At 40.5% G+C, this 19,403-nt stretch carries 23 protein-coding genes and 2 other annotated features; all 23 genes read right to left on the bottom strand.

What is annotated here, in order from left to right:
* Nucleotides 1–163: 163 nt before the first annotated feature.
* Nucleotides 164–766: a class I SAM-dependent methyltransferase gene (locus PLANO_RS00110; protein ID WP_038701878.1), complete on the bottom strand. Its 603-nt coding sequence runs from the start codon at nucleotides 764–766 to the stop codon at nucleotides 164–166.
* 123 nt (nucleotides 767–889) lie between these two features.
* Nucleotides 890–1,249, bottom strand: a complete 360-nt coding sequence (rplL, locus tag PLANO_RS00105) for a 50S ribosomal protein L7/L12 (protein ID WP_038701876.1) — start codon at nucleotides 1,247–1,249, stop codon at nucleotides 890–892.
* A 56-nt stretch (nucleotides 1,250–1,305) separates the two neighbouring features.
* Nucleotides 1,306–1,806, bottom strand: coding sequence for a 50S ribosomal protein L10 (gene rplJ, locus PLANO_RS00100; RefSeq protein ID WP_038701874.1), 501 nt, complete (start codon nucleotides 1,804–1,806; stop codon nucleotides 1,306–1,308).
* Between the two features lie 31 nt (nucleotides 1,807–1,837).
* Nucleotides 1,838–1,986: a sequence feature (ribosomal protein L10 leader region), on the bottom strand.
* A 42-nt stretch (nucleotides 1,987–2,028) separates the two neighbouring features.
* Nucleotides 2,029–2,727 carry a 50S ribosomal protein L1 gene (gene rplA / locus PLANO_RS00095; RefSeq protein WP_038701872.1) on the bottom strand — a complete coding sequence of 233 codons (699 nt, stop codon included), beginning with the start codon at nucleotides 2,725–2,727 and terminating at the stop codon, nucleotides 2,029–2,031.
* Nucleotides 2,728–2,832: 105 nt separating this feature from the next.
* Complete coding sequence (gene rplK, locus PLANO_RS00090) at nucleotides 2,833–3,258, bottom strand: 50S ribosomal protein L11 (protein WP_006828906.1); 426 nt, start codon at nucleotides 3,256–3,258, stop codon at nucleotides 2,833–2,835.
* Between the two features lie 164 nt (nucleotides 3,259–3,422).
* Nucleotides 3,423–3,956, bottom strand: coding sequence for a transcription termination/antitermination protein NusG (nusG, locus tag PLANO_RS00085; protein WP_008432469.1), 534 nt, complete (start codon nucleotides 3,954–3,956; stop codon nucleotides 3,423–3,425).
* A gap of 100 nt (nucleotides 3,957–4,056) precedes the next feature.
* A complete protein-coding gene (gene secE, locus PLANO_RS00080; protein WP_038701867.1) occupies nucleotides 4,057–4,242 on the bottom strand; it encodes a preprotein translocase subunit SecE in 186 nt (61 codons plus the stop codon).
* A gap of 59 nt (nucleotides 4,243–4,301) precedes the next feature.
* Nucleotides 4,302–4,448 (bottom strand): 50S ribosomal protein L33, encoded by a 147-nt coding sequence (gene rpmG / locus PLANO_RS15745; RefSeq protein WP_081976604.1) that lies wholly within the window; start codon nucleotides 4,446–4,448, stop codon nucleotides 4,302–4,304.
* Between the two features lie 70 nt (nucleotides 4,449–4,518).
* Nucleotides 4,519–5,169, bottom strand: coding sequence for an RNA polymerase sporulation sigma factor SigH (gene sigH, locus PLANO_RS00075; RefSeq protein WP_038701865.1), 651 nt, complete (start codon nucleotides 5,167–5,169; stop codon nucleotides 4,519–4,521).
* A 71-nt stretch (nucleotides 5,170–5,240) separates the two neighbouring features.
* A complete protein-coding gene (locus PLANO_RS00070) occupies nucleotides 5,241–5,750 on the bottom strand; it encodes an NYN domain-containing protein (protein WP_038701863.1) in 510 nt (169 codons plus the stop codon).
* A 4-nt stretch (nucleotides 5,751–5,754) separates the two neighbouring features.
* Nucleotides 5,755–6,510 carry a 23S rRNA (guanosine(2251)-2'-O)-methyltransferase RlmB gene (gene rlmB, locus PLANO_RS00065; RefSeq protein ID WP_038701861.1) on the bottom strand — a complete coding sequence of 252 codons (756 nt, stop codon included), beginning with the start codon at nucleotides 6,508–6,510 and terminating at the stop codon, nucleotides 5,755–5,757.
* Entirely contained in the window at nucleotides 6,507–6,926 is a 420-nt protein-coding gene (locus PLANO_RS00060; RefSeq protein WP_038701859.1) for a Mini-ribonuclease 3, read from the bottom strand. Before PLANO_RS00060 ends, rlmB begins: the two co-directional genes overlap by 4 nt.
* A gap of 1 nt (nucleotide 6,927) precedes the next feature.
* Nucleotides 6,928–8,331, bottom strand: a complete 1,404-nt coding sequence (gene cysS, locus PLANO_RS00055; protein WP_038701857.1) for a cysteine--tRNA ligase — start codon at nucleotides 8,329–8,331, stop codon at nucleotides 6,928–6,930.
* Nucleotides 8,328–8,990, bottom strand: coding sequence for a serine O-acetyltransferase EpsC (gene epsC / locus PLANO_RS00050; protein ID WP_038701855.1), 663 nt, complete (start codon nucleotides 8,988–8,990; stop codon nucleotides 8,328–8,330). Before epsC ends, cysS begins: the two co-directional genes overlap by 4 nt.
* Before the next feature lie 52 nt (nucleotides 8,991–9,042).
* Nucleotides 9,043–9,261, bottom strand: a binding site (T-box leader).
* Between the two features lie 42 nt (nucleotides 9,262–9,303).
* On the bottom strand, nucleotides 9,304–10,767 hold the full coding sequence (gltX, locus tag PLANO_RS00045) for a glutamate--tRNA ligase (protein ID WP_038701849.1): 1,464 nt from the start codon (nucleotides 10,765–10,767) through the stop codon (nucleotides 9,304–9,306).
* Between the two features lie 42 nt (nucleotides 10,768–10,809).
* A complete protein-coding gene (gene ispF / locus PLANO_RS00040) occupies nucleotides 10,810–11,310 on the bottom strand; it encodes a 2-C-methyl-D-erythritol 2,4-cyclodiphosphate synthase (RefSeq protein ID WP_038701847.1) in 501 nt (166 codons plus the stop codon).
* Nucleotides 11,307–12,002, bottom strand: coding sequence for a 2-C-methyl-D-erythritol 4-phosphate cytidylyltransferase (ispD, locus tag PLANO_RS00035; RefSeq protein WP_038701845.1), 696 nt, complete (start codon nucleotides 12,000–12,002; stop codon nucleotides 11,307–11,309). The genes ispF and ispD overlap by 4 nt, the downstream gene beginning before the upstream one ends.
* 29 nt (nucleotides 12,003–12,031) lie before the next feature.
* A complete protein-coding gene (locus PLANO_RS00030) occupies nucleotides 12,032–13,111 on the bottom strand; it encodes a PIN/TRAM domain-containing protein (protein WP_038701843.1) in 1,080 nt (359 codons plus the stop codon).
* Between the two features lie 93 nt (nucleotides 13,112–13,204).
* Entirely contained in the window at nucleotides 13,205–14,581 is a 1,377-nt protein-coding gene (radA, locus tag PLANO_RS00025; RefSeq protein WP_038701841.1) for a DNA repair protein RadA, read from the bottom strand.
* A 61-nt stretch (nucleotides 14,582–14,642) separates the two neighbouring features.
* Nucleotides 14,643–17,105, bottom strand: a complete 2,463-nt coding sequence (gene clpC / locus PLANO_RS00020; RefSeq protein ID WP_038701838.1) for an ATP-dependent protease ATP-binding subunit ClpC — start codon at nucleotides 17,103–17,105, stop codon at nucleotides 14,643–14,645.
* On the bottom strand, nucleotides 17,102–18,193 hold the full coding sequence (locus PLANO_RS00015) for a protein-arginine kinase McsB (RefSeq protein WP_038701835.1): 1,092 nt from the start codon (nucleotides 18,191–18,193) through the stop codon (nucleotides 17,102–17,104). The genes clpC and PLANO_RS00015 overlap by 4 nt, the downstream gene beginning before the upstream one ends.
* Nucleotides 18,183–18,716 carry a UvrB/UvrC motif-containing protein gene (locus PLANO_RS00010; protein ID WP_038701833.1) on the bottom strand — a complete coding sequence of 178 codons (534 nt, stop codon included), beginning with the start codon at nucleotides 18,714–18,716 and terminating at the stop codon, nucleotides 18,183–18,185. The genes PLANO_RS00015 and PLANO_RS00010 overlap by 11 nt, the downstream gene beginning before the upstream one ends.
* A 12-nt stretch (nucleotides 18,717–18,728) precedes the next feature.
* Nucleotides 18,729–19,199: a CtsR family transcriptional regulator gene (locus PLANO_RS00005; protein WP_038701831.1), complete on the bottom strand. Its 471-nt coding sequence runs from the start codon at nucleotides 19,197–19,199 to the stop codon at nucleotides 18,729–18,731.
* Nucleotides 19,200–19,403 lie beyond the last annotated feature (204 nt).

The following is a 19,403-nucleotide window of genomic DNA, read 5'->3' as shown; positions in this document are numbered from 1 at the left end:
AGTGTATGATATCGAAAAGACAAAAAGAAAACGAGACTAATATTAGCTCATTTTCGGTTTACACGTGATTAGCTATGTCGCCATGCGGAGCCCAAAAAAGGGCAAACGACCTCAAAATAATAAATTTTGCATTTTATTATAATACCACAGCGATTTTGTCAAGTCAAACTTTTCGAGCTTCAAAAATAAAGTAACCTTTGTTCTTATCTACCACTTTTACTTCTTCGAAAAGTTCTTCTAATTTCACCTGCGTAGAAGGAGCACCCTGCTTTTTCTGGATAACTACCCACAACGATCCACCATCTGCTAGTTTCTCAGCTGCTTCTTCATAAAAACGAAAAATCGTTTCTTTTCCTGCCCGTATTGGCGGGTTTGTTAAAATTGCAGAAAAACCACTAACATCAACAGCGCTTAACCCATCACTTTCATAGATTTTAACGTTTGATATATCGTTTTTCTCTACATTTATTTTGGCCAACTCAATGGCCCGTATATTGACATCTACCATATGAACTTGTTTTTGAGGAGATATTTTTGCGACCGTCATTCCGATTGGCCCATAACCGCAACCAACATCTAGTACCGGTCCATCTATAGCAGATTCTTGGAATGTCTCAATCAATAGTCGCGAACCAAAATCAACTTCGTTTTTACTAAAAACGCCAGCATCGGTCTGGAATCGGAACTTCTCGCCTCGCAGTACGTCTGTCCACTCTCGAGGATTGCTTTTTGTTTGAGGATTTTTGGAATAATAATGTTGAGACATATCGAGCCCTCCTTGCATTCACCTTATTATAGACAATCGCCTATCTTCAAAATAAATTAAAAAGAAGAAAAGCCCGCCGGTATACACTGACGAACTTTCCTCCTTTTTTATAAAGTCATTAAATTACTTAACTTCTACTGATGCGCCAACTTCTTCAAGTTTGCTCTTCATTTCTTCAGCGTCTTCTTTAGATACGCCTTCTTTGATTGCTTTAGGAGCTTCGTCTACAAGTGCTTTCGCTTCTTTAAGACCAAGACCAGTGATTTCGCGTACTGCTTTGATTACTTTGATTTTTGAATCGCCAGCAGAAGCAAGTACTACGTCGAATTCAGTTTGTTCTTCTTCAGCAGCACCGCCAGCAGCAGCTGCAGCAACAGGAGCAGCAGCAGTTACGCCGAACTCTTCTTCGATTGCTTTTACTAGGTCGTTTAATTGAAGAACTGTCATTTCTTTGATTGATTCTAAGATTTGTTCTTGTGTCATTATAGTTTCCTCCTATTGATAGGTAATTTTTTTGTCGTGCTTAGCCGGCTAACTTATTAAGCGCCTTGTTCTTCTTTTTGATCTGCAACTGCTTTTGTTGTAGCTGCAAAGTTGCGGATTGGAGCTTGTAGTACGCTGAGTAGCATAGATAGCAAGCCTTCGCGTGACGGAAGTTCTGCCAATGCTTTCATGTCTTCAGCTGATGCAACTACACCTTCGATAACGCCCGCTTTAATTTCAAGCGCTTCATTTGCTTTAGCGAAGTTGTTGATGATACGTGCTGGTGCTACTACATCTTCGTTAGAAAATGCAATTGCGTTTGGTCCTGTAAAGTGTTCGTTGATTGCTTCAAGTCCGTGCATTTCAGTCGCACGACGAGTCATTGAGTTTTTGTAAACTTTAAACTCAACGCCTGCTTCACGAAGCTGTTTACGAAGTTCTGTTAATTGTGCAACGTTCAATCCACGATAATCAACAACTACAACTGACGCTGCAGCCCCGAATTTATCAGCGATTGTTTGCACGACAACTTTTTTCGTTTCAACTGCTTTGCTCATTTTGGCACCTCCTATAGATTTTTCATTTATACCGTCCATAAGAAAAGCCTCTGGTCCATTACAGACACAGAGGCATAAAATCAGCATCAAAAAGATGTTTACTGAATTCATCATGTCCTCGGCAGGGCTAAATTAAGCGACTAGCGCCCCTACTGTCTGCGGTACAAATGGGTATTTCACAACTCCGCTAGTATAGCAGAGCAAAAATGCGATGTCAATATTTTATTTAGCAACTACTTTAGATGGATCTACTTTAACAGCAGGTCCCATTGTAGTAGTAACGTTTAGTGATTTGATGTAAGTACCTTTAGCAGAAGATGGCTTCGCTTTTAATACTACGTCATAGATTGCTTCTAAGTTTTCAGCAAGTTTGCTGTCATCAAAAGAAACTTTCCCGATTGGCGCATGGATGATACCTGTTTTGTCTGCACGGTATTCCACTTTACCAGCTTTGATTTCTTGAACAGCTTTAGTTACATCAAATGTAACTGTGCCTGTTTTAGGGTTTGGCATTAAGCCTTTTGGTCCTAAAACGCGTCCAAGTTTACCAACTTCACCCATCATGTCAGGAGTTGCAACGATCACGTCGAAGTCAAACCATCCTTGTTGGATTTTTTGGATATATTCAGCGTCGCCTACGAAATCTGCGCCAGCTGCCTCAGCTTCTTTTAGTTTTTCGCCTTTAGCGAAAACTAAAACGCTTTGAGTTTTACCAGTTCCGTTTGGAAGTACTACTGCCCCACGGATTTGCTGGTCGTTCTTACGCGTGTCAATTCCTAAACGGAAAGCCACTTCTACTGTAGCGTCAAAGTTTACAGTGCTTGCTTTTTTAGCAAGTTCGATAGCTTCTTTCGCTTCGTATAGTTTAGAACGATCAACCAATTTTGCTGCGTCTTGCAATTTTTTGCCTGTTTTAGCCATTTTAAACGTCCTCCTTGTTGTGGTCTAACGGTTTAAACCTCCCACGATTAAAGGCTGCGCGGCTCATGATGAACTGCGCAACCCATCCAAAAACAACTACTCGAATTAATCTTCGATTGTGATGCCCATACTGCGAGCAGTACCTTCAACCATCAACATTGCAGCTTCTACAGAAGCAGCGTTTAGGTCGGGCATTTTAGTTTCTGCGATTTCGCGAACTTTGTCGCGTTTCACAGTCGCTACTTTATTGCGGTTCGGTTCGCCTGAACCTGATTCAATACCGGCTGCTACTTTTAATAGAACAGCTGCGGGTGGAGTTTTCGTAATGAATGTAAATGAACGATCTTCAAATACTGAAATCTCAACTGGAATGATCAGTCCTGCTTGATCTGCCGTACGCGCGTTAAACTCTTTACAAAAGCCCATGATGTTCACACCTGCTTGGCCCAATGCTGGTCCAACTGGTGGCGCTGGGTTAGCTTTTGCTGCAGGGATCTGCAATTTTACAACTTTAACAACTTTTTTAGCCACGAAACACACCTCCTTAAGTCCGTGATGTGGTAATAGGGTTTCCCCTCCCACTCAATATCTGTCTGTCAACGATGTTGATAGAATTAGCTAAATTGTACAGAGTGTCCTATGACAGTCTGACCTATGAAATAATACCATTAATAATTTAGAATAGCAAGTGGCTTTTATACTTTTTGAACTTGCTCGAAATCCAGTTCCATTTTGGTTTCGCGTCCGAAGATGTCAATCGACACTTTAACTTTGCCTTTTGTATCATCAATTTCTTCCACTTTCCCTTGGAAGTTAGCGAACGGCCCTTCCATTACTTCAACTGTATCAGCAACTGCAAAGTCGATATCTACTTTGCGTTCTGTCATTCCCATTTGTTTCAAGATGAATTCAACTTCTTCATCTAACAATGGTGTTGGCTTTGCTCCTCCACCTGATGAACCGATAAATCCAGTAACACCTGGTGTATTTCGAACGACATACCAAGACTCATCTGTCATGATCAACTCAACCAAAACATATCCCGGGAAAGTTTTGCGCATAACTGTGCGTTTCTTGCCGTCTTTAAAATCTGTTTCTTGCTCTTCAGGAATGATGACACGGAAGATCAGATCTTCCATACCCATTGTTTCTACTCGCTTTTCTAAGTTCGCTTTAACTTTGTTTTCATATCCTGAGTAGGTGTGGACTACATACCAATTTTTCTCCATAATCGTGCGGACTAAACGTCCATCCCTCCTTTTTTACCAAATGAAAAAACCCGTTCTCATAGAATGACGGGCTATTTTTTATGCATTATTCTTATCGATCTTATAGCGCTACGAACCAACGGAATAATTTAGAAATACCTGCATCGACTACCGTGAAAAATAGAGCCATAAAAATACAAGTAGCAAGAACAACGATTGTATAACGTGTAAGTTCTTTTCGTTTTGGCCAGCTAACTTTCCGCATTTCCGAAACGACATTTTTGAAGAAACTGCCAATGTTACCCATTATTTTAAAAACCTCCGAATTTCAAAATCACTCTATATCGTCCGGCATTCAGTTAAAATTCATATCGTTTGTTTATGCACGGTATGCTCATTACAATGAGCACAGAATTTTTTGAGTTCCAAACGTGTGCTAGATTCTGCTTTCGCAGGAACCGTATAATTACGAGATGCACATGTTGAGCAGCTTAATGCAATTTTTTTAGCCATTTTATCACCTTATTCAAGTTTACAGCTTTTTCAAGGTTATCACCTTAAAACAGCCCTGTCAACCGCCCCATCAAGAGCTTGGCATCTCATTAACCTGCAAATGACGTTCTAGTTTCCGCTTGACTCGCTGCAAGGCATTATCAATCGATTTCACATGACGCTCAAGCTTTTCTGAGATTTCTTGATAGGATTGACCGTCAAGATAAAGCGCGAGCACTTCTCGTTCTAACTCGCTGAGTACTTCGCCCATTTTCTCTTCCATATACTGAAACTCTTCATTATGAATAATTAAATCTTCCGGGTCGTCTACGCCGTTTCCGGTTAATACATCCATTAACGTTCGATCAGACTCTTCATCGTAAATCGGCTTGTCCAAGGAAATATATGAATTCAGTGGAATATGCTTTTGGCGTGTTGCCGTTTTAATGGCGGTAATGATTTGCCGGATAATGCATAATTCTGCGAACGCACGGAATGAAGATAATTTATCGCTCTTAAAATCCCGTATCGCCTTGTATAAACCAATCATGCCTTCTTGAATAATATCTTCTTTATCAGCACCAATCAGGAAATACGACCGGGCTTTCATTCGTACAAAAGGACGGAACTTTGTTATCAAAAAATCCAGTGCTTCTGTGTTTCCACTGTGGACTAAACTGACAAGTTCCTCATCTGTCATGTCGGTGAATCGTTGGGTCTGAACTTGATCATAATTTTCCACGGGTGATCCCTCCGATTGCGTGAGCCTCGATATCCTCAGTATACATGAAGAAAAAAATGAGCGTCAACCGTTCATTTCAAGCCTCTTCGCCATTTTTCGAAAATTTCCGCTATTTCTCCAGACAGTGGTATTTTAGAAATCCCGCGCTGTTCTTGGATTTCTTTTACTTTTTTAGTGATGTTCTCCTGGATTTCAGCCATCTCAATTTCTAACTCACGTGCTGAAATTCTTAACGCACCTTTACCAAAAATAACCCATTGCTCAGTTAAATCTGAGGTCGCTACATAAATTTGATCGCGGCGCGTATGTAAACTAGTTGCCAGCTTTTCAATTCGTTCATCTGCTGTTTCGCTTTCTTTTGTGTAAATGACTTCCACATCGTACTGTAGGTTTTTGGCTTCAATACCCGGAACAAGATGAGCGTCAAAAATAATAATGACGCGCCATCCCTTATAGCTCCGGTATTCAGCCATCCGCTCAATCAGGCGATCTCTGGCATTTGCTAATTTATCTTTTTTTAGTTCTTGTAGTTCTACCCAGTCTCCAATGATATTGTATCCATCAACTAGCAGAATATTCATCGCATCAACCTAATGGATTGCGCTTTCTATAAACTTCGTACATTAATAAACTTGCTGCTACAGAAGCATTTAACGACGTTACATGCCCAACCATCGGCAATTGATACAAGAAATCACATTTCTCACGTAAAATCCGACTCATTCCTTTACCTTCGCTGCCAATAATAACGGCGAGTGGCAATGATGCGTCCATTCTTCGGTAATCAACCGATTCTTTTGCATCAGTACCGGCAATCCATACCCCGCGTTTTTTTAGCTCATCCACAGTTTGTGACAAGTTATTAATACGCACGACCGGCACATGCTCAATCGCGCCCGTCGAAGCTTTCGCCACAACACCCGTTAGACCAACTGCACGGCGCTTTGGAATAATCAACCCATGGACGCCAATTGCATCCGCTGTTCTCATGATAGATCCCAAATTATGCGGATCTTCTAATTCATCTAAGATCAAGAAAAATGGGTCTTCATTTTTCGCCGTCGCCGCTGCAAACAAATCTTCCAAGTTTGCGTAGTTATAAGCAGCCACTGCTGCTGCAATGCCTTGGTGATTGGTGTCTGTTAAGCCATCGATTTTTTTCTTCGGTACTGATTGAACAATGACGCCTTTATCTTTCGCTAATTGCAATAATTCGGTGATGCCTTTTTTCTGAACGCCTTCAGCTATCCAGATTTTATTGATATCCCGGTCTGCTCTTAATGCTTCAAGCACTGGATTTTTTCCGCCAATAATTTCTGGTGCCAACTCTTCTTCTGTCATTTCAATACGCCCCCTAGCTCTTCGATAATCTCAATCGCATAAGAAATGAATTCGTCTACACGCGCTTGCTCTTCTTTTAAATACAACCAACCTAGAACCGCTTCGAACGCAGTACTGAAATTATACGTTTGCACATCGGTATTTTTTGGAACAGATCCAGACTTGGCATTGCGTCCACGCCTCATGACCGCAAGTTCCGCATCTGTTAAAAATTCTTCTTCTGTAAATCGCTTCAACACCACTGCTTGTGCTTTAGCCGAAACAAAAGTAGTAGATTGACGATGCAAAATATTTGGTTTTGAACGCCCTGAACGCAATAAGTGCTCACGTACTGCTTGTTCGTAAACCGCATCGCCCATATAAGCAAGAGCCAGTGCATTTAATTGATCTACATCATTTTTTCGTAATACATTCAATTTATTGCCCTCGCTTCCAGCGTGTCCCTTGCGCTGTATCTTCTAAAATTATGTTTTTCTCTTTGAATAAATCACGAATTTCATCAGCACGAGCAAAGTCACGGTTTTTACGTGCTTCAATACGCTCTGCCATCAAAGCTTCAACTTCTTCATCCAGTAATTCTTCTTGTTGGTTAAATGGCAATCCTAAAATACCTGCTAATTCATCAAATACTGCAATAAATGTTTCTAAAACTGATGTCGCTGTTTGTTTTTCGAGTAAATACGTATTCGACAGACGAGACAAATCAAACAAGCTTGAAATCGCATTGGCCGTATTAAAATCGTCATCCATTGTTTGAATAAATGCAGTCTTAATCTCTTCAATTTTATGAACCCAAATATCCGAATGATCACCCAAGTCAGCAGACGCACTCAAACGGTGCTTTAAGTTTGCATAAGCTGTACGTAAACGCTCGAGTCCAGCTATTGCATCTTCTACCAATTGCTGCGAGTAATTAATTGGGTGACGATAATGAACAGACAGCATGAAGAAGCGCAGTACTTGTGGATCTAGTTCTTTCAATATGTCATTCACCAACACAAAGTTATTTAATGACTTGGACATTTTTTCGTTATCAATATTGATATACCCATTATGCATCCAATAATGCGCAAACGGTTTTCCTGTAAACGCTTCGGATTGAGCAATTTCATTCTCGTGATGCGGGAATGTTAAGTCTTGTCCACCTGCGTGAATATCAATCGTATCACCTAAGTGCTCACGTGCCATCACTGAGCATTCAATGTGCCAGCCTGGACGTCCCTTGCCCCATGGACTTTCCCATGAAATTTCTTTTGGTTTTGCAGCTTTCCATAAAACGAAATCTAGTTCATCTTCTTTTTTGTCGCCCGTTTCCACTCGCGCCCCCACTTTTAATTCGTCGACGGATTGATGAGACAATTTGCCATAGCCTTCAAATTTACGCGTTCTGTAATAAACATCGCCTTGCGATTCATAAGCATAGCCTTTTTCGATCAACGCTACGATAAATTCGATAATTTGCGCCATATGATCGGTTACTAATGGATGAACATCCGCTTCTGCACAACCAAGCGCTTTTGTATTTTCAAAATAAGCAGCGATAAATCGCTCTGCAATTTCAGGAACTTCTTGACCAAGTTCATTAGCTGCTTTAATCAATTTATCATCAACATCTGTAAAGTTGGAGACATATTTCACATCATAACCCCGGTATTGCAAATGACGGCGCACCGTATCATATACGATAACCGGACGGGCGTTACCGATATGAATGTAATTGTAAACAGTCGGGCCGCAGACATACATTTTTACTTTGCCTTCTTCTAACGGGATAAACGCTTCTTTTTTTCGTGACAACGAATTAAAAATCTGGATACTCATAAATCTCGCCCTTCTTTCTTTGTTGATGTTTTTAACTGTTCTATTTCTTGTTGCAACTTAGCAATTTTCGCTTCCATGCCATCGCATTTATCCATGACAGGATCTGGCATATTTTGGTGATTCAAGTCTTGCTTTACTTTGACTCCGTTTTGCATAACCACTTTTCCTGGAATTCCAACTACTGTAGAGTTTACGGGTACATTTTTCAAAACAACTGAACCCGCTCCAACTTTGGAATTGGCACCAATTACGATAGACCCTAAAACTTTAGCTCCAGTCGCAACCAATACATTATCTTCTAATGTTGGGTGACGTTTGCCACGCTCTTTTCCTGTGCCGCCTAATGTTACTCCTTGATACAACGTAACGTTATCGCCGATTTCACATGTTTCCCCAATTACAACTCCCATGCCGTGGTCAATAAAAAAGCGACGACCAATTACGGCACCTGGATGAATTTCGATTCCTGTGAAAAATCGACTAATCTGCGAGATCGCGCGGGCAATAAAGAATAATTTATTTTTAAAGAAAAAATGTGCCAGCCGGTGCGACCAAATGGCATGAAGTCCGGAATACGTAAGGATAACTTCCCAATAATTACGCGCTGCTGGGTCTTGTTCGAAAATGACATCAACATCATCTTTTAGTAATTTAAACATTTTTCTCGCTTCCTTTCTGTTCCAAAATAAAAAGCGCCCCTGTCATGTAAATGACAGAGACGCATAGTTGCGCGGTTCCACTCTGATTAAAAGGACAACACGCCCTTTTCTCTCGAAAGCCTCTAACGCAGGCAAAACGTCTGGTCTACTTGTTTTCGACTCAGCACTCGGAGAGGCATTTCGATGCAGCAGTGGCACAGATCCCTTTCAGCCGGTGAGGATCTTCTCTAGAGAGCTTGCTGCACGTACTTCTTCTCGTCAACGTTTTAATGATAGTAAATTCATTTTACACCGTCAGCCCAATAAGTCAACGTTACGCACTTGCATACTGTGCAACGCGAGCAATCGCTTTGTCTTTTCCTAATAACGAAATCGCATCTGGCAGTTCCGGTCCGTGCATTTGCCCAGTAATGACAACACGAATTGGCATGAATAAGTTTTTACCTTTATGACCGGTTGCTTTTTGAACAGCTTTGATTGCTGCTTTAATTTCAGCCGGCTCAAAGTTTTCTAATTCAGCTAATTGCTCTTTAAATGAAGCCATCACTTCTGGTACTTGTTCTCCAGCTAACACTTCTTTTTCAGCTTCGCCGTATGTTAAGTCGTCAGTGAAAAACTGTTCTGATAGCTCGGTAATTTCAGCACCGTAGCTCATTTGATCGTGGTACAAAGCAACAAGTTTGTTTGCCCACTCTGTTTGTTCTGGTGTCATCTCTTCAGGCAATTTTCCTGCCTTTTGCAAATGAGGAAGTGATAACTTCACAACTTCTTCGAGCGGCAATTGTTTAATGTATTGGTTGTTCATCCACATTAACTTTTGCTTATCGAACATCGATGGCGATTTAGACAAACGCTCTACATCAAAAATGCGAATAAATTCTTCTTTCGAGAAGATCTCATCTTCTCCTTCTGGAGACCAGCCAAGAAGCGCAAAGAAGTTGAACAAAGCTTCAGGAATATAACCCAATTCTTTATACTGTGAAATAAACTGTAAAATTGACTCGTCACGTTTCGATAATTTCTTGCGGTCTTCGTTAATGATCAATGTCATGTGACCATAGCTCGGGTAATCCCAACCAAATGCATCGTAGATCATCATTTGTCTTGGCGTGTTTGACAAATGCTCTTCTCCGCGGAAAACATGAGAAATCTTCATCAAATAATCATCGATAACAACGGCAAAATTATATGTCGGAATACCCGTCGTTTTAACCATTACCCAGTCGCCAATATCTTTTGATTCAAATGAAATCGGGCCACGTACTAAATCGTTAAATTCATAAGTTACGTTCGTAGGAACTTTTGCACGAATACTATACGTCTTACCTGATGCTTCTCGTTCAGCGACTTCTTCAGTCGTTAAGTTGCGGCAAGTTCCGCTGTATTGAGGAGCTGCAATGCCCGCTGCTTTTTGTGCATCGCGTTCTACTTCTAATTCTTCAGGAGTACAGAAACATTTAAATGCCAATCCTTTTTCAAGCATTTCGTCTGAATGTTTTTTATACGTATCCAAACGCTCCATTTGACGGTAAGGTCCGTATTCCCCTCCAACATCAATCGATTCATCGTGTTCAATGCCTAACCATTTCAAGTTATCCAGTTGAGACATAACGCCTGTCTCAATATTACGAGCTGTATCTGTATCTTCAATTCGAACGATGAACTTCCCGTTATTGTGACGCGCAAATAAATAGTTAAATAAAGCTGTACGAGCGCCCCCGATATGCAAATGGCCTGTCGGGCTTGGTGCGTAACGTACGCGAACTTCTTGTGTCATTTTATTTCCTCCTAAAATATCGTTTATCCTTCTACTATTCTATCACTCTGGAACATCAAGAGAAACTGGATGCTTCGTCAATAAGATTACTGCAAGTGCAGCAATTCCTTCTTCACGTCCAACAAATCCAAGATGTTCTGAAGTTGTGGCTTTAACATTGACTTGTGAAATATCTGCTTCAAGCAAGTTCGCAATCGATTCACGCATTTGTTCAATATAAGGAGCCAATTTTGGCTTTTGCGCAATCACTGTACAATCCACATTACCGAGCTCGTAACCTTGTTCTTTTACGTATTGCCAAATATGCGTTAATAACTTGCGCGAATCAGCATTTTTAAATTCCGGGTCTGTGTCTGGAAAATGCTTACCGATATCGCCTCCACAAATTGCGCCCAGTGCCGCATCTGTGATGGTATGCAACAGTACGTCTGCATCTGAATGACCAAGAAGTCCCCGGTCGTGTTCAATTTCAACGCCACCTAAAATAAATGGACGTCCTTCTGCTAGTTGATGTACATCGTATCCTTGTCCAATTCGAATCATTTCTGTTCCTCCTGTAAGCGACTTTCCAGAATGGCTTTTCCATAAATCAAATCATCCGGTGTCGTCATTTTAATATTTTCATATGTACTCTCTACAATTGCGACAGGGTAATTTAAGCGCTCAACAAGCATTGCTTCATCTGTCCCCATAAACCCGTCTTGATGGGCTTTTTGTGCTGCTTCTAAAATTAACGCATAACGAAAGGCTTGCGGCGTTTGAATCATCCACAATTGATTGCGGTCTACTGTTTCTGAAATGATGCCGTTTTCTGCTTTTTTAATCGTATCTTTCACCGGAACAGCCGCTATTGCCGCTCCTGTTGTTTGCGCTGTATCTACTAAATCAGCTATGACGGCTTGGTCAATAAAAGGCCGCGCCGCATCATGAACTAAAACAACGCCACAAGGTGGAATCGCTTCAAGACAGGCTCTTACACTATCTTGCCGCTCTGCTCCCCCTGTAGCGTACCCTTGAACTTTTGTGATGTTATAGCGTTTCACATATCCTTCAATCAACTCTTGTTCTTGCTCTTTTACCGCCAACCAAATTGCATTACAATTTGGATCTTGTTGAAAAACTTCTAATGTATAAAGAAAAATAGGCTTATTAAAAAGTTCGAGTAATAATTTATTTTTATCAGCTTTCATTCGTTTCCCACTGCCAGCAGCAGGTAAGACGACTGTATAATTCATAAAAAAACATCCTTATCATATGTTGCACGTTATTTACTTTCACGCGGTTTCGCGAAGATCATTCTGCCTGCAGAAGTCTGCAACACACTCGTTACTGTAACGTTGATGGCCTGGCCGATAAATCCTTTGCCACCTTCAATAACAATCATCGTTCCATCATCTAAATAAGCAACACCTTGATTTTGCTCTTTGCCGTCTTTAATGACCACGACGTGCATATCTTCTCCTGGAATAACGACAGGTTTTACAGCATTAGCTAAATCATTAATGTTCAATACAGGAACATTGTGAAGTTCACATACTTTATTGAGATTAAAATCATTGGTTACTACTTTGCCGCCCATTTTTTTCGCAGCGCGCATCAATTTCAAATCGACTTCGCTCACTTCATCAAAACTTTCTTCCGTAATCATAATCGCATCAACACGTTCACTTTGAAGACGTTTCAAAATATCTAACCCGCGTCTACCACGTGTTCTTTTCAATGTATCTGACGAATCCGCAATATGTTGCAGTTCAGACAAAACAAATTGAGGCACAACAAATGTACCTTCCATAAAGCCAGTTGCAGAAATATCCGCAATTCGACCATCGATAATCACACTCGTATCGAGCAATTTATAAGACGTTTTTTCAATCGGTTCTTCTATTTCCTGTTTTTTCGTAGGTACAAATCTGGCAGGCGTCAACATCGTCAACATCTCTTCGCGCTTTTGAAAACCAACTTGAAATCCTAAATAACCGAGCACTACAGAAAGTACTAATGGCGCTACGGTTGCTACGAGTGGAATATCAACTGTACTCAATGCAAATCCAATTAAGAACGCCACTACAAGACCAATAACCATCCCGACCGTTCCAAATAATAGGTCTGGGGTTGGGGCACGCAATAACTTCTCTTCCATCCATTTCATAAAGTTAATCAATGAATCGACAAATAATAAAGACAATAAGAAAAAGACAAGAGCACCAACAATAGCTGCTACATAAGGATTACTGATCCACGGATTGTCGAGAAGGGGAATAAGTTCAAATGCTGATGGTAATAATAAAATTCCAATCGTCGCACCAATAAGTAAAAACATTATTTGAATAATAGGTCTTAACACGAGCTCCACCTCCTTTTTTTAATTATACACATTTTAAAACAAGAACGCTCCAAAGAAACTTTTCTAGAAATAAAAGGAGGCAACATTGCCTCCTTACTGTGGAAAGATCTCTTTTAATGCATCGTTAACACTTTCTACACCAACTACACGAATTCCTTCCGGATAATCCCAGCCGCCTAAATTAGATGCCGGAATAATGGCACGCTTAAAGCCTAACTTCGCTGCTTCTTGAACACGCTGCTCGATACGCGATACGCGTCTGACTTCACCAGTCAATCCGACTTCTCCAATAATACAATCATAAACATTTGGCGCTTTGTCACGGAAACTTGAAACAATGCTTGCTAACACTGCCAAATCAATTGCAGGTTCGTCAAGCTTCACACCACCCGCTACTTTGATATAAGCATCTTGCGCTTGTAAAAGCATACCTACGCGCTTTTCTAGAACCGCCATTAACAGCGTAACGCGGTTAACATCGATTCCTGTCGCCATCCGTTTTGGATAATTAAAACTTGAAGGTGTGACTAAGGCTTGAATTTCAACCAAAATTGGCCTTGTTCCTTCCATTGAAGCAACAACAGTTGAGCCTGCCGAGCCACTCGATCGCTCTTGTAAAAATAATTCTGATGGATTTAACACTTCTTTTAATCCACCTTGAAGCATCTCAAAAATGGCGATTTCATTGGTAGAACCAAACCGGTTTTTCACACTGCGTAAAATGCGGTATGTGTGATGACGTTCGCCCTCAAAATACAATACCGTATCTACCATATGCTCTAAAATTCGAGGCCCTGCAATTTGTCCTTCTTTTGTTACGTGCCCAACTAAGAAAATCGCAATATTTTTTGTCTTGGCGATTCGCATTAATTCTGCCGTACTTTCTCTTACTTGCGTCACACTACCTGGTGCTGAAGTTACTTCCGGGTGATGAACAGTTTGTATAGAGTCGACAATGACAAAGTCAGGTGCTACCTCTTCTATCGTATGGTGAATTAACTCTAAGTTCGTTTCAGCATAAATAAATAACTCTGATGACGATGCGTCTAAACGCTCTGCACGCAATTTTGTTTGGCGAATTGATTCTTCTCCGGAAATATATAATACCCGGTTTCCACTATTTGCAAGCATCGCTGAAACTTGTAACAGCAATGTCGATTTCCCGATACCTGGGTCTCCCCCAATAAGCACGAGTGACCCTGGCACAATTCCCCCGCCAAGTACACGGTTTAATTCACTTAGTTCCGTTTCTACTCGTGGTTCGTCTTGTGTTTCAATGGCATTAATCGGCGTCGCTTTTTGTGGAACAGCTGCACTATGTTGAAAAGCACCACGCGTCCCTTTAGGAGCTTGAACTTCAACCTCTTCTGTCATGGTATTCCATGATGCGCAACCTGGACATTTCCCCATCCATCTGGCCGATTCATAGCCACACGACTGACAAATAAATTTGGTTTTTTTCTTAGCCATGTGTACCTCCTTAAATAGAAAAACCGCTCACCGGAAAATAACTCCGGAGAGCGGCATGTTCTTATTGTTTTTCGATTGCGATTTCTTTTACTTTTTCCGGCTTATTTGTTCGAACGATAAATTCATCGCCTTCAACATCAAAGATAATTTTTTGACCTGACAGAGCCGTACCTTTTAATAGCTCTTCTGACAAACGATCTTCGACGTGTTTTTGAAGGGAACGACGTAGTGGACGCGCCCCGTATTCTGGGTCATATCCTTCGTTCGCTACTTTTTCAAGCGCTGCATCTGTTAACTCCAAATCGATATCCTGTTCTTTCAAACGATCAACCAATTGTTTGGTCATCAAGTTCACAATTTCTCTTAAGTTTTCTTTTTCAAGAGAATGGAAGACAATCATGTCATCGACACGGTTTAAGAACTCTGGGCGGAATGCTTTTTTCAATTCAGCAAGCATTTTCCCTTTCATGTCTTTGTAATCCGTTTTGGCGTCATCCAAATTAAAGCCAACGTATTTATTGTATTTCAGCTCTTCTGCTCCAACGTTTGAAGTCATGATAATGACCGTATTACGGAAATCGACTCTGCGACCTTTTGAATCCGTCAAACGACCATCTTCAAGAACTTGCAATAGAATATTGAAGACATCTGGGTGAGCTTTTTCAATTTCATCAAGAAGTACTACGGAATACGGTTTTCTGCGTACTTTTTCCGTTAACTGTCCGCCTTCTTCATAGCCAACATAGCCTGGAGGTGATCCAACCAAACGTGAAGTCGAATGTCTTTCCATGTATTCAGACATGTCGATGCGAATCATTGCTTCTTCATCACCAAACATAGACTCAGCTAGTGCACGTGCTAATTCTGTTTTACCAACACCTGTTGGTCCAAGGAAAATGAACGAGCCAATTGGACGTTTCGGATCTTTCAATCCTGCACGCGCACGTCGGATAGCTTTCGAAATTGACGTAACGGCTTCATTTTGACCAATGACTCGGTTATGAAGAATCGCTTCCAAATTCAATAGCTTGTCTGATTCTGTTTGTGCCAGTTTCGAAACCGGAATACCGGTCCACATAGACACAACTTTCGCGATATCTTCTACTGTTACCTCAGACTCTTCTTTGCCTTGCTTTTCTTTCCACTCTTTTTTCGTTTTATCTAATTGACTTTGTAGTTTTTGTTCAGCATCACGAAGCGAAGCCGCTTTTTCAAACTCCTGGCTTTGAACTGCTTCGTTCTTCTCAGAACGTGCTGCTTCTAATCGAGATTCCAACTCTTTTAGATCTGGTGGAGTCGTGTAAGAACGAAGTCTTACTTTCGATCCAGCCTCATCGATCAAGTCAATCGCTTTATCCGGTAAGAAGCGATCCGAAATATAACGATCTGACATTTTAGCTGCTGCTTCAATTGCTTCATCTGTAATTTTCACACGGTGATGCGCTTCATAACGATCGCGTAAGCCACGGATAATTTGAATAGACTCTTCAACTGAAGGCTCATCTACTTGAATCGGTTGGAAACGACGCTCAAGTGCTGCATCTTTTTCAATGTACTTGCGGTACTCGTCTAGAGTTGTCGCACCAATACATTGAAGTTCTCCGCGTGACAATGATGGCTTCAAAATATTAGATGCATCAATCGCACCTTCTGCTCCGCCAGCACCGATTAATGTATGAAGCTCATCAATAAACAGAATCACGTTACCTGCTTGACGAATTTCATCCATCACTTTTTTCAAACGATCTTCAAATTCCCCGCGGTATTTTGTTCCTGCAACTACTGTCCCCATATCCAAAACCATAACGCGTTTGTCACGCAAAGTTTCTGGAATTTCATTATTAACAATTTGTTGAGCCAATCCTTCAGCAATCGCCGTTTTACCAACACCTGGCTCACCAATTAAGACTGGGTTGTTTTTCGTTCTACGGCTCAACACTTCAATCACACGTGTAATTTCATCACTTCTACCGATTACAGGATCTAATCCGCCTTCGCGAGCAACTTGTGTCAGGTCACGAGCTAATCCATCTAACGTCGGTGTGTTTGCTGAAGCATTCGGGCTCGTGCCTGTTGACGTCTGCTCATTGCTGCCTAGAAGCTGCAACACTTGTTGACGAGCTTTATTCAAGCTCACACCCGCATTTCCTAACACGCGAGCCGCAACGCCTTCTCCTTCACGAATAAGCGCTAATAGTAAATGCTCTGTACCTATATAAGAGTGCCCCAATTTACGGGACTCATCAACTGACAATTCAATAACTTTTTTGGCTCTTGGTGTGTAATGAACAATCGGACCGACTTCTTTTTCGCCGACTCCAACCAATTCTTTAACACCTTCTTCGATCAACTGTGTATTTACTTCAATTGCCTCAAGAGCTTTAGCAGCAATCCCGCCACCTTCACGAATCAAACCGAGAAGAATATGCTCTGTACCGATTGATTCATGTTTCATACGAATGGCCTCTTCTTGAGCTAACTGAAGAACTTTTTGTGCGCGTTGTGTAAATCGATTAAACATCATGCAAGATCCTCTCCTTCACTATTTATACCGTTTTTATTTAACCTCTCTCGGAACAACTTGGCCCGAGCAAAATCACGTTCTTTCGGTTGCAGTGGCTTGTCTGCATATTGCTGCAGAAATGCCGGCTGCATAAAAATCATTAACTCATTCAAAATTGACATATCAACATCTTGAATCAACTTTAAATCTATACCCAAACGAACATCTGACAGACAAGTTGCAGCTTCTTCTGTCGTCAGCAGTCTCGAATGGGTAAGGATACCAAGTGAGCGATATATCCTGTCTTCTAATACTACTGGCGAATTTAACGAAATCGCCTCACGCGCTTTGCGTTCTTGTTGAATAATTTGTTCTGTCATATTTTCCAAATCTTGAAGTATCTCATATTCTGATTTACCAAGAGTTAATTGATTAGATATTTGATAAACATTTCCTAAAGCTTCACTACCCTCACCATAAATACCTCGGACTACCATCCCAAGTCTAGAAATTGCAGGGATGATTCGTTGAATTTGATGAGACATAGTCAATGCAGGTAAATGAAGCATAACGGATGCCCGCATTCCGGTACCTACGTTTGTCGGGCAACTAGTTAAATAACCATGCTTTTCATGAAAAGCGTACGATAAATTCTTTTCTAACAGAGAATCCAATTCATTTGCTATTTTATAAGCTTGTTGAAGTTGAAACCCTGACTGGAGACTTTGAATTCGCAAATGATCTTCTTCATTTACCATAATACTTAGCTCTTCGTTATTAGATAACAATACAGAGCCCGAATGTTGACTATTAATTAGATATGGACTAATTAAATGTTTTTCTACCAATATCTCTTTTTGTAACTGAGTTAGCTCTTCAATACTGATATGGCTAAAAGTATAATCTAATTCATTTCCTTTATCTAATAATACAGAAGAGATTTCTTTATCCACTTTAAGTGCTTCATCTTCTGTAAAAGCATATGGGAATTTAAAATTATTCAAATTTCTCGCCAATCTGATTCTAGTACTCATAGCAATATCGACATTTTTGCCATCGTTAGCCATCCAACTGCTTGCACGGGGTTGAAGAAAACGTTCAACTGCCATTTGGCATACCCCCCTCAAGCTTTGCATTTAAAATTTTTACTTTATCTCTTAATCTAGCAGCCTCTTCAAAATGTTCACCTTGAATCGATATTTGCATTTGCTTTCGAAGTTCTTCAATTTCTTTTTTTATTTTTAAAGTTGTTCCATAAGAAGCGGGAATTTTCCCAGTGTGTTCGGTATTCCCATTATGAAATCGTTTGAAGACTTCATTCAGTTGGGGTGAAAATGCATCATAACAAGAAGCACACCCAAACTTGCCTAATCGTAAAAATTTAGAGAATGTAAAACCACAAGTAGGACAAGTTGCGACTTCTTTTTTAATCGGGTTAATGGATGCTTGCGAATTAGGGAACCAATTTGATAATAGCTGGTGAATAGCTAATGGATCCTGTTCAAAAGCAATGTTAATACTATGGTTTTCAGCAGCACAGATATGGCATAAATTTAATTCAACTATCTGTCCTTTTTGATGTTGTTTAACAATAACTGATGCAGAACGTTCTCCGCATTGATCACAAATCATCTTTTCACCTCTTTATGTGTTCGTTTGATATTTAATTGTAAAGAGCATTGCTATAAGAATACGCGCTCGAACTTCATCACGTGTCGGAAGAGGCAGAAGCAAAGTCCCACGATCAATGGCACTAAGTATCAGTTTTGCTTCTCGTTTAGAAATGATTTCCTCATCAAGTAATCTAAACACGATGTCTTCTGCCATTACTTGCGTGGCACCTTGTTCCAATCGCTCAATAATTCCTGCTATAACATCTGACTTATGATGCAGTCGTATTCTTTTAATGCGAATGTACCCACCGCCACCTCGTTTACTCTCTACCAAGTATCCGCGTTCAACAGTAAATCGAGTATTGATGACATAATTTATTTGAGATGGAACACATTGAAATTTTTCAGCCACTTCGCTGCGTTTAATTTCAATATGGTCTCTCTCGCTTAATTCGATAACTTGCCTCAAATAACCTTCAATTACATCCGAAATGTTCCGCATCACTTTCACCTCTTCGATACATAATTTGAAAAAGTTGACTTTGACTATATTTGACTTAATTATACAACAAGCTTTTTATACATATCAAATAGTAAGTATCAAAATTATTAATTCAATAAAAAATCCTTCAAGCTTAAACACATAAAGGGTTCGATATTCTATCTTTTAATTTTTTAAACTTACTTTGAGTTTATGTGAAAACAC

Origin of the sequence: Planococcus sp. PAMC 21323 (genome assembly GCF_000785555.1) — a bacterium.
Lineage (GTDB): Bacteria > Bacillota > Bacilli > Bacillales_A > Planococcaceae > Planococcus.
This window is presented reverse-complemented; position numbering and strand designations above follow the sequence as displayed.

Coding starts and splice junctions, on each gene's coding strand:
- cysS (WP_038701857.1), bottom strand. CDS start 8,331: ATGAGTATCCAGATTTTTAATTCGTTGTCACGAAAAAAAGAAGCGTTT.
- PLANO_RS00070 (WP_038701863.1), bottom strand. CDS start 5,750: ATGAATATTCTGCTAGTTGATGGATACAATATCATTGGAGACTGGGTA.
- PLANO_RS00110 (WP_038701878.1), bottom strand. CDS start 766: ATGTCTCAACATTATTATTCCAAAAATCCTCAAACAAAAAGCAATCCT.
- gltX (WP_038701849.1), bottom strand. CDS start 10,767: ATGACACAAGAAGTTCGCGTACGTTACGCACCAAGCCCGACAGGCCAT.
- rlmB (WP_038701861.1), bottom strand. CDS start 6,510: ATGACAGAAGAAGAGTTGGCACCAGAAATTATTGGCGGAAAAAATCCA.
- ispF (WP_038701847.1), bottom strand. CDS start 11,310: ATGATTCGAATTGGACAAGGATACGATGTACATCAACTAGCAGAAGGA.
- secE (WP_038701867.1), bottom strand. CDS start 4,242: ATGGGTAACATTGGCAGTTTCTTCAAAAATGTCGTTTCGGAAATGCGG.
- clpC (WP_038701838.1), bottom strand. CDS start 17,105: ATGATGTTTAATCGATTTACACAACGCGCACAAAAAGTTCTTCAGTTA.
- rpmG (WP_081976604.1), bottom strand. CDS start 4,448: ATGGCTAAAAAAATTGCATTAAGCTGCTCAACATGTGCATCTCGTAAT.
- nusG (WP_008432469.1), bottom strand. CDS start 3,956: ATGGAGAAAAATTGGTATGTAGTCCACACCTACTCAGGATATGAAAAC.
- rplJ (WP_038701874.1), bottom strand. CDS start 1,806: ATGAGCAAAGCAGTTGAAACGAAAAAAGTTGTCGTGCAAACAATCGCT.
- PLANO_RS00010 (WP_038701833.1), bottom strand. CDS start 18,716: ATGATTTGTGATCAATGCGGAGAACGTTCTGCATCAGTTATTGTTAAA.
- PLANO_RS00005 (WP_038701831.1), bottom strand. CDS start 19,199: ATGCGGAACATTTCGGATGTAATTGAAGGTTATTTGAGGCAAGTTATC.
- epsC (WP_038701855.1), bottom strand. CDS start 8,990: ATGTTTAAATTACTAAAAGATGATGTTGATGTCATTTTCGAACAAGAC.
- radA (WP_038701841.1), bottom strand. CDS start 14,581: ATGGCTAAGAAAAAAACCAAATTTATTTGTCAGTCGTGTGGCTATGAA.
- rplA (WP_038701872.1), bottom strand. CDS start 2,727: ATGGCTAAAACAGGCAAAAAATTGCAAGACGCAGCAAAATTGGTTGAT.
- rplL (WP_038701876.1), bottom strand. CDS start 1,249: ATGACACAAGAACAAATCTTAGAATCAATCAAAGAAATGACAGTTCTT.
- ispD (WP_038701845.1), bottom strand. CDS start 12,002: ATGAATTATACAGTCGTCTTACCTGCTGCTGGCAGTGGGAAACGAATG.
- PLANO_RS00015 (WP_038701835.1), bottom strand. CDS start 18,193: ATGGCAGTTGAACGTTTTCTTCAACCCCGTGCAAGCAGTTGGATGGCT.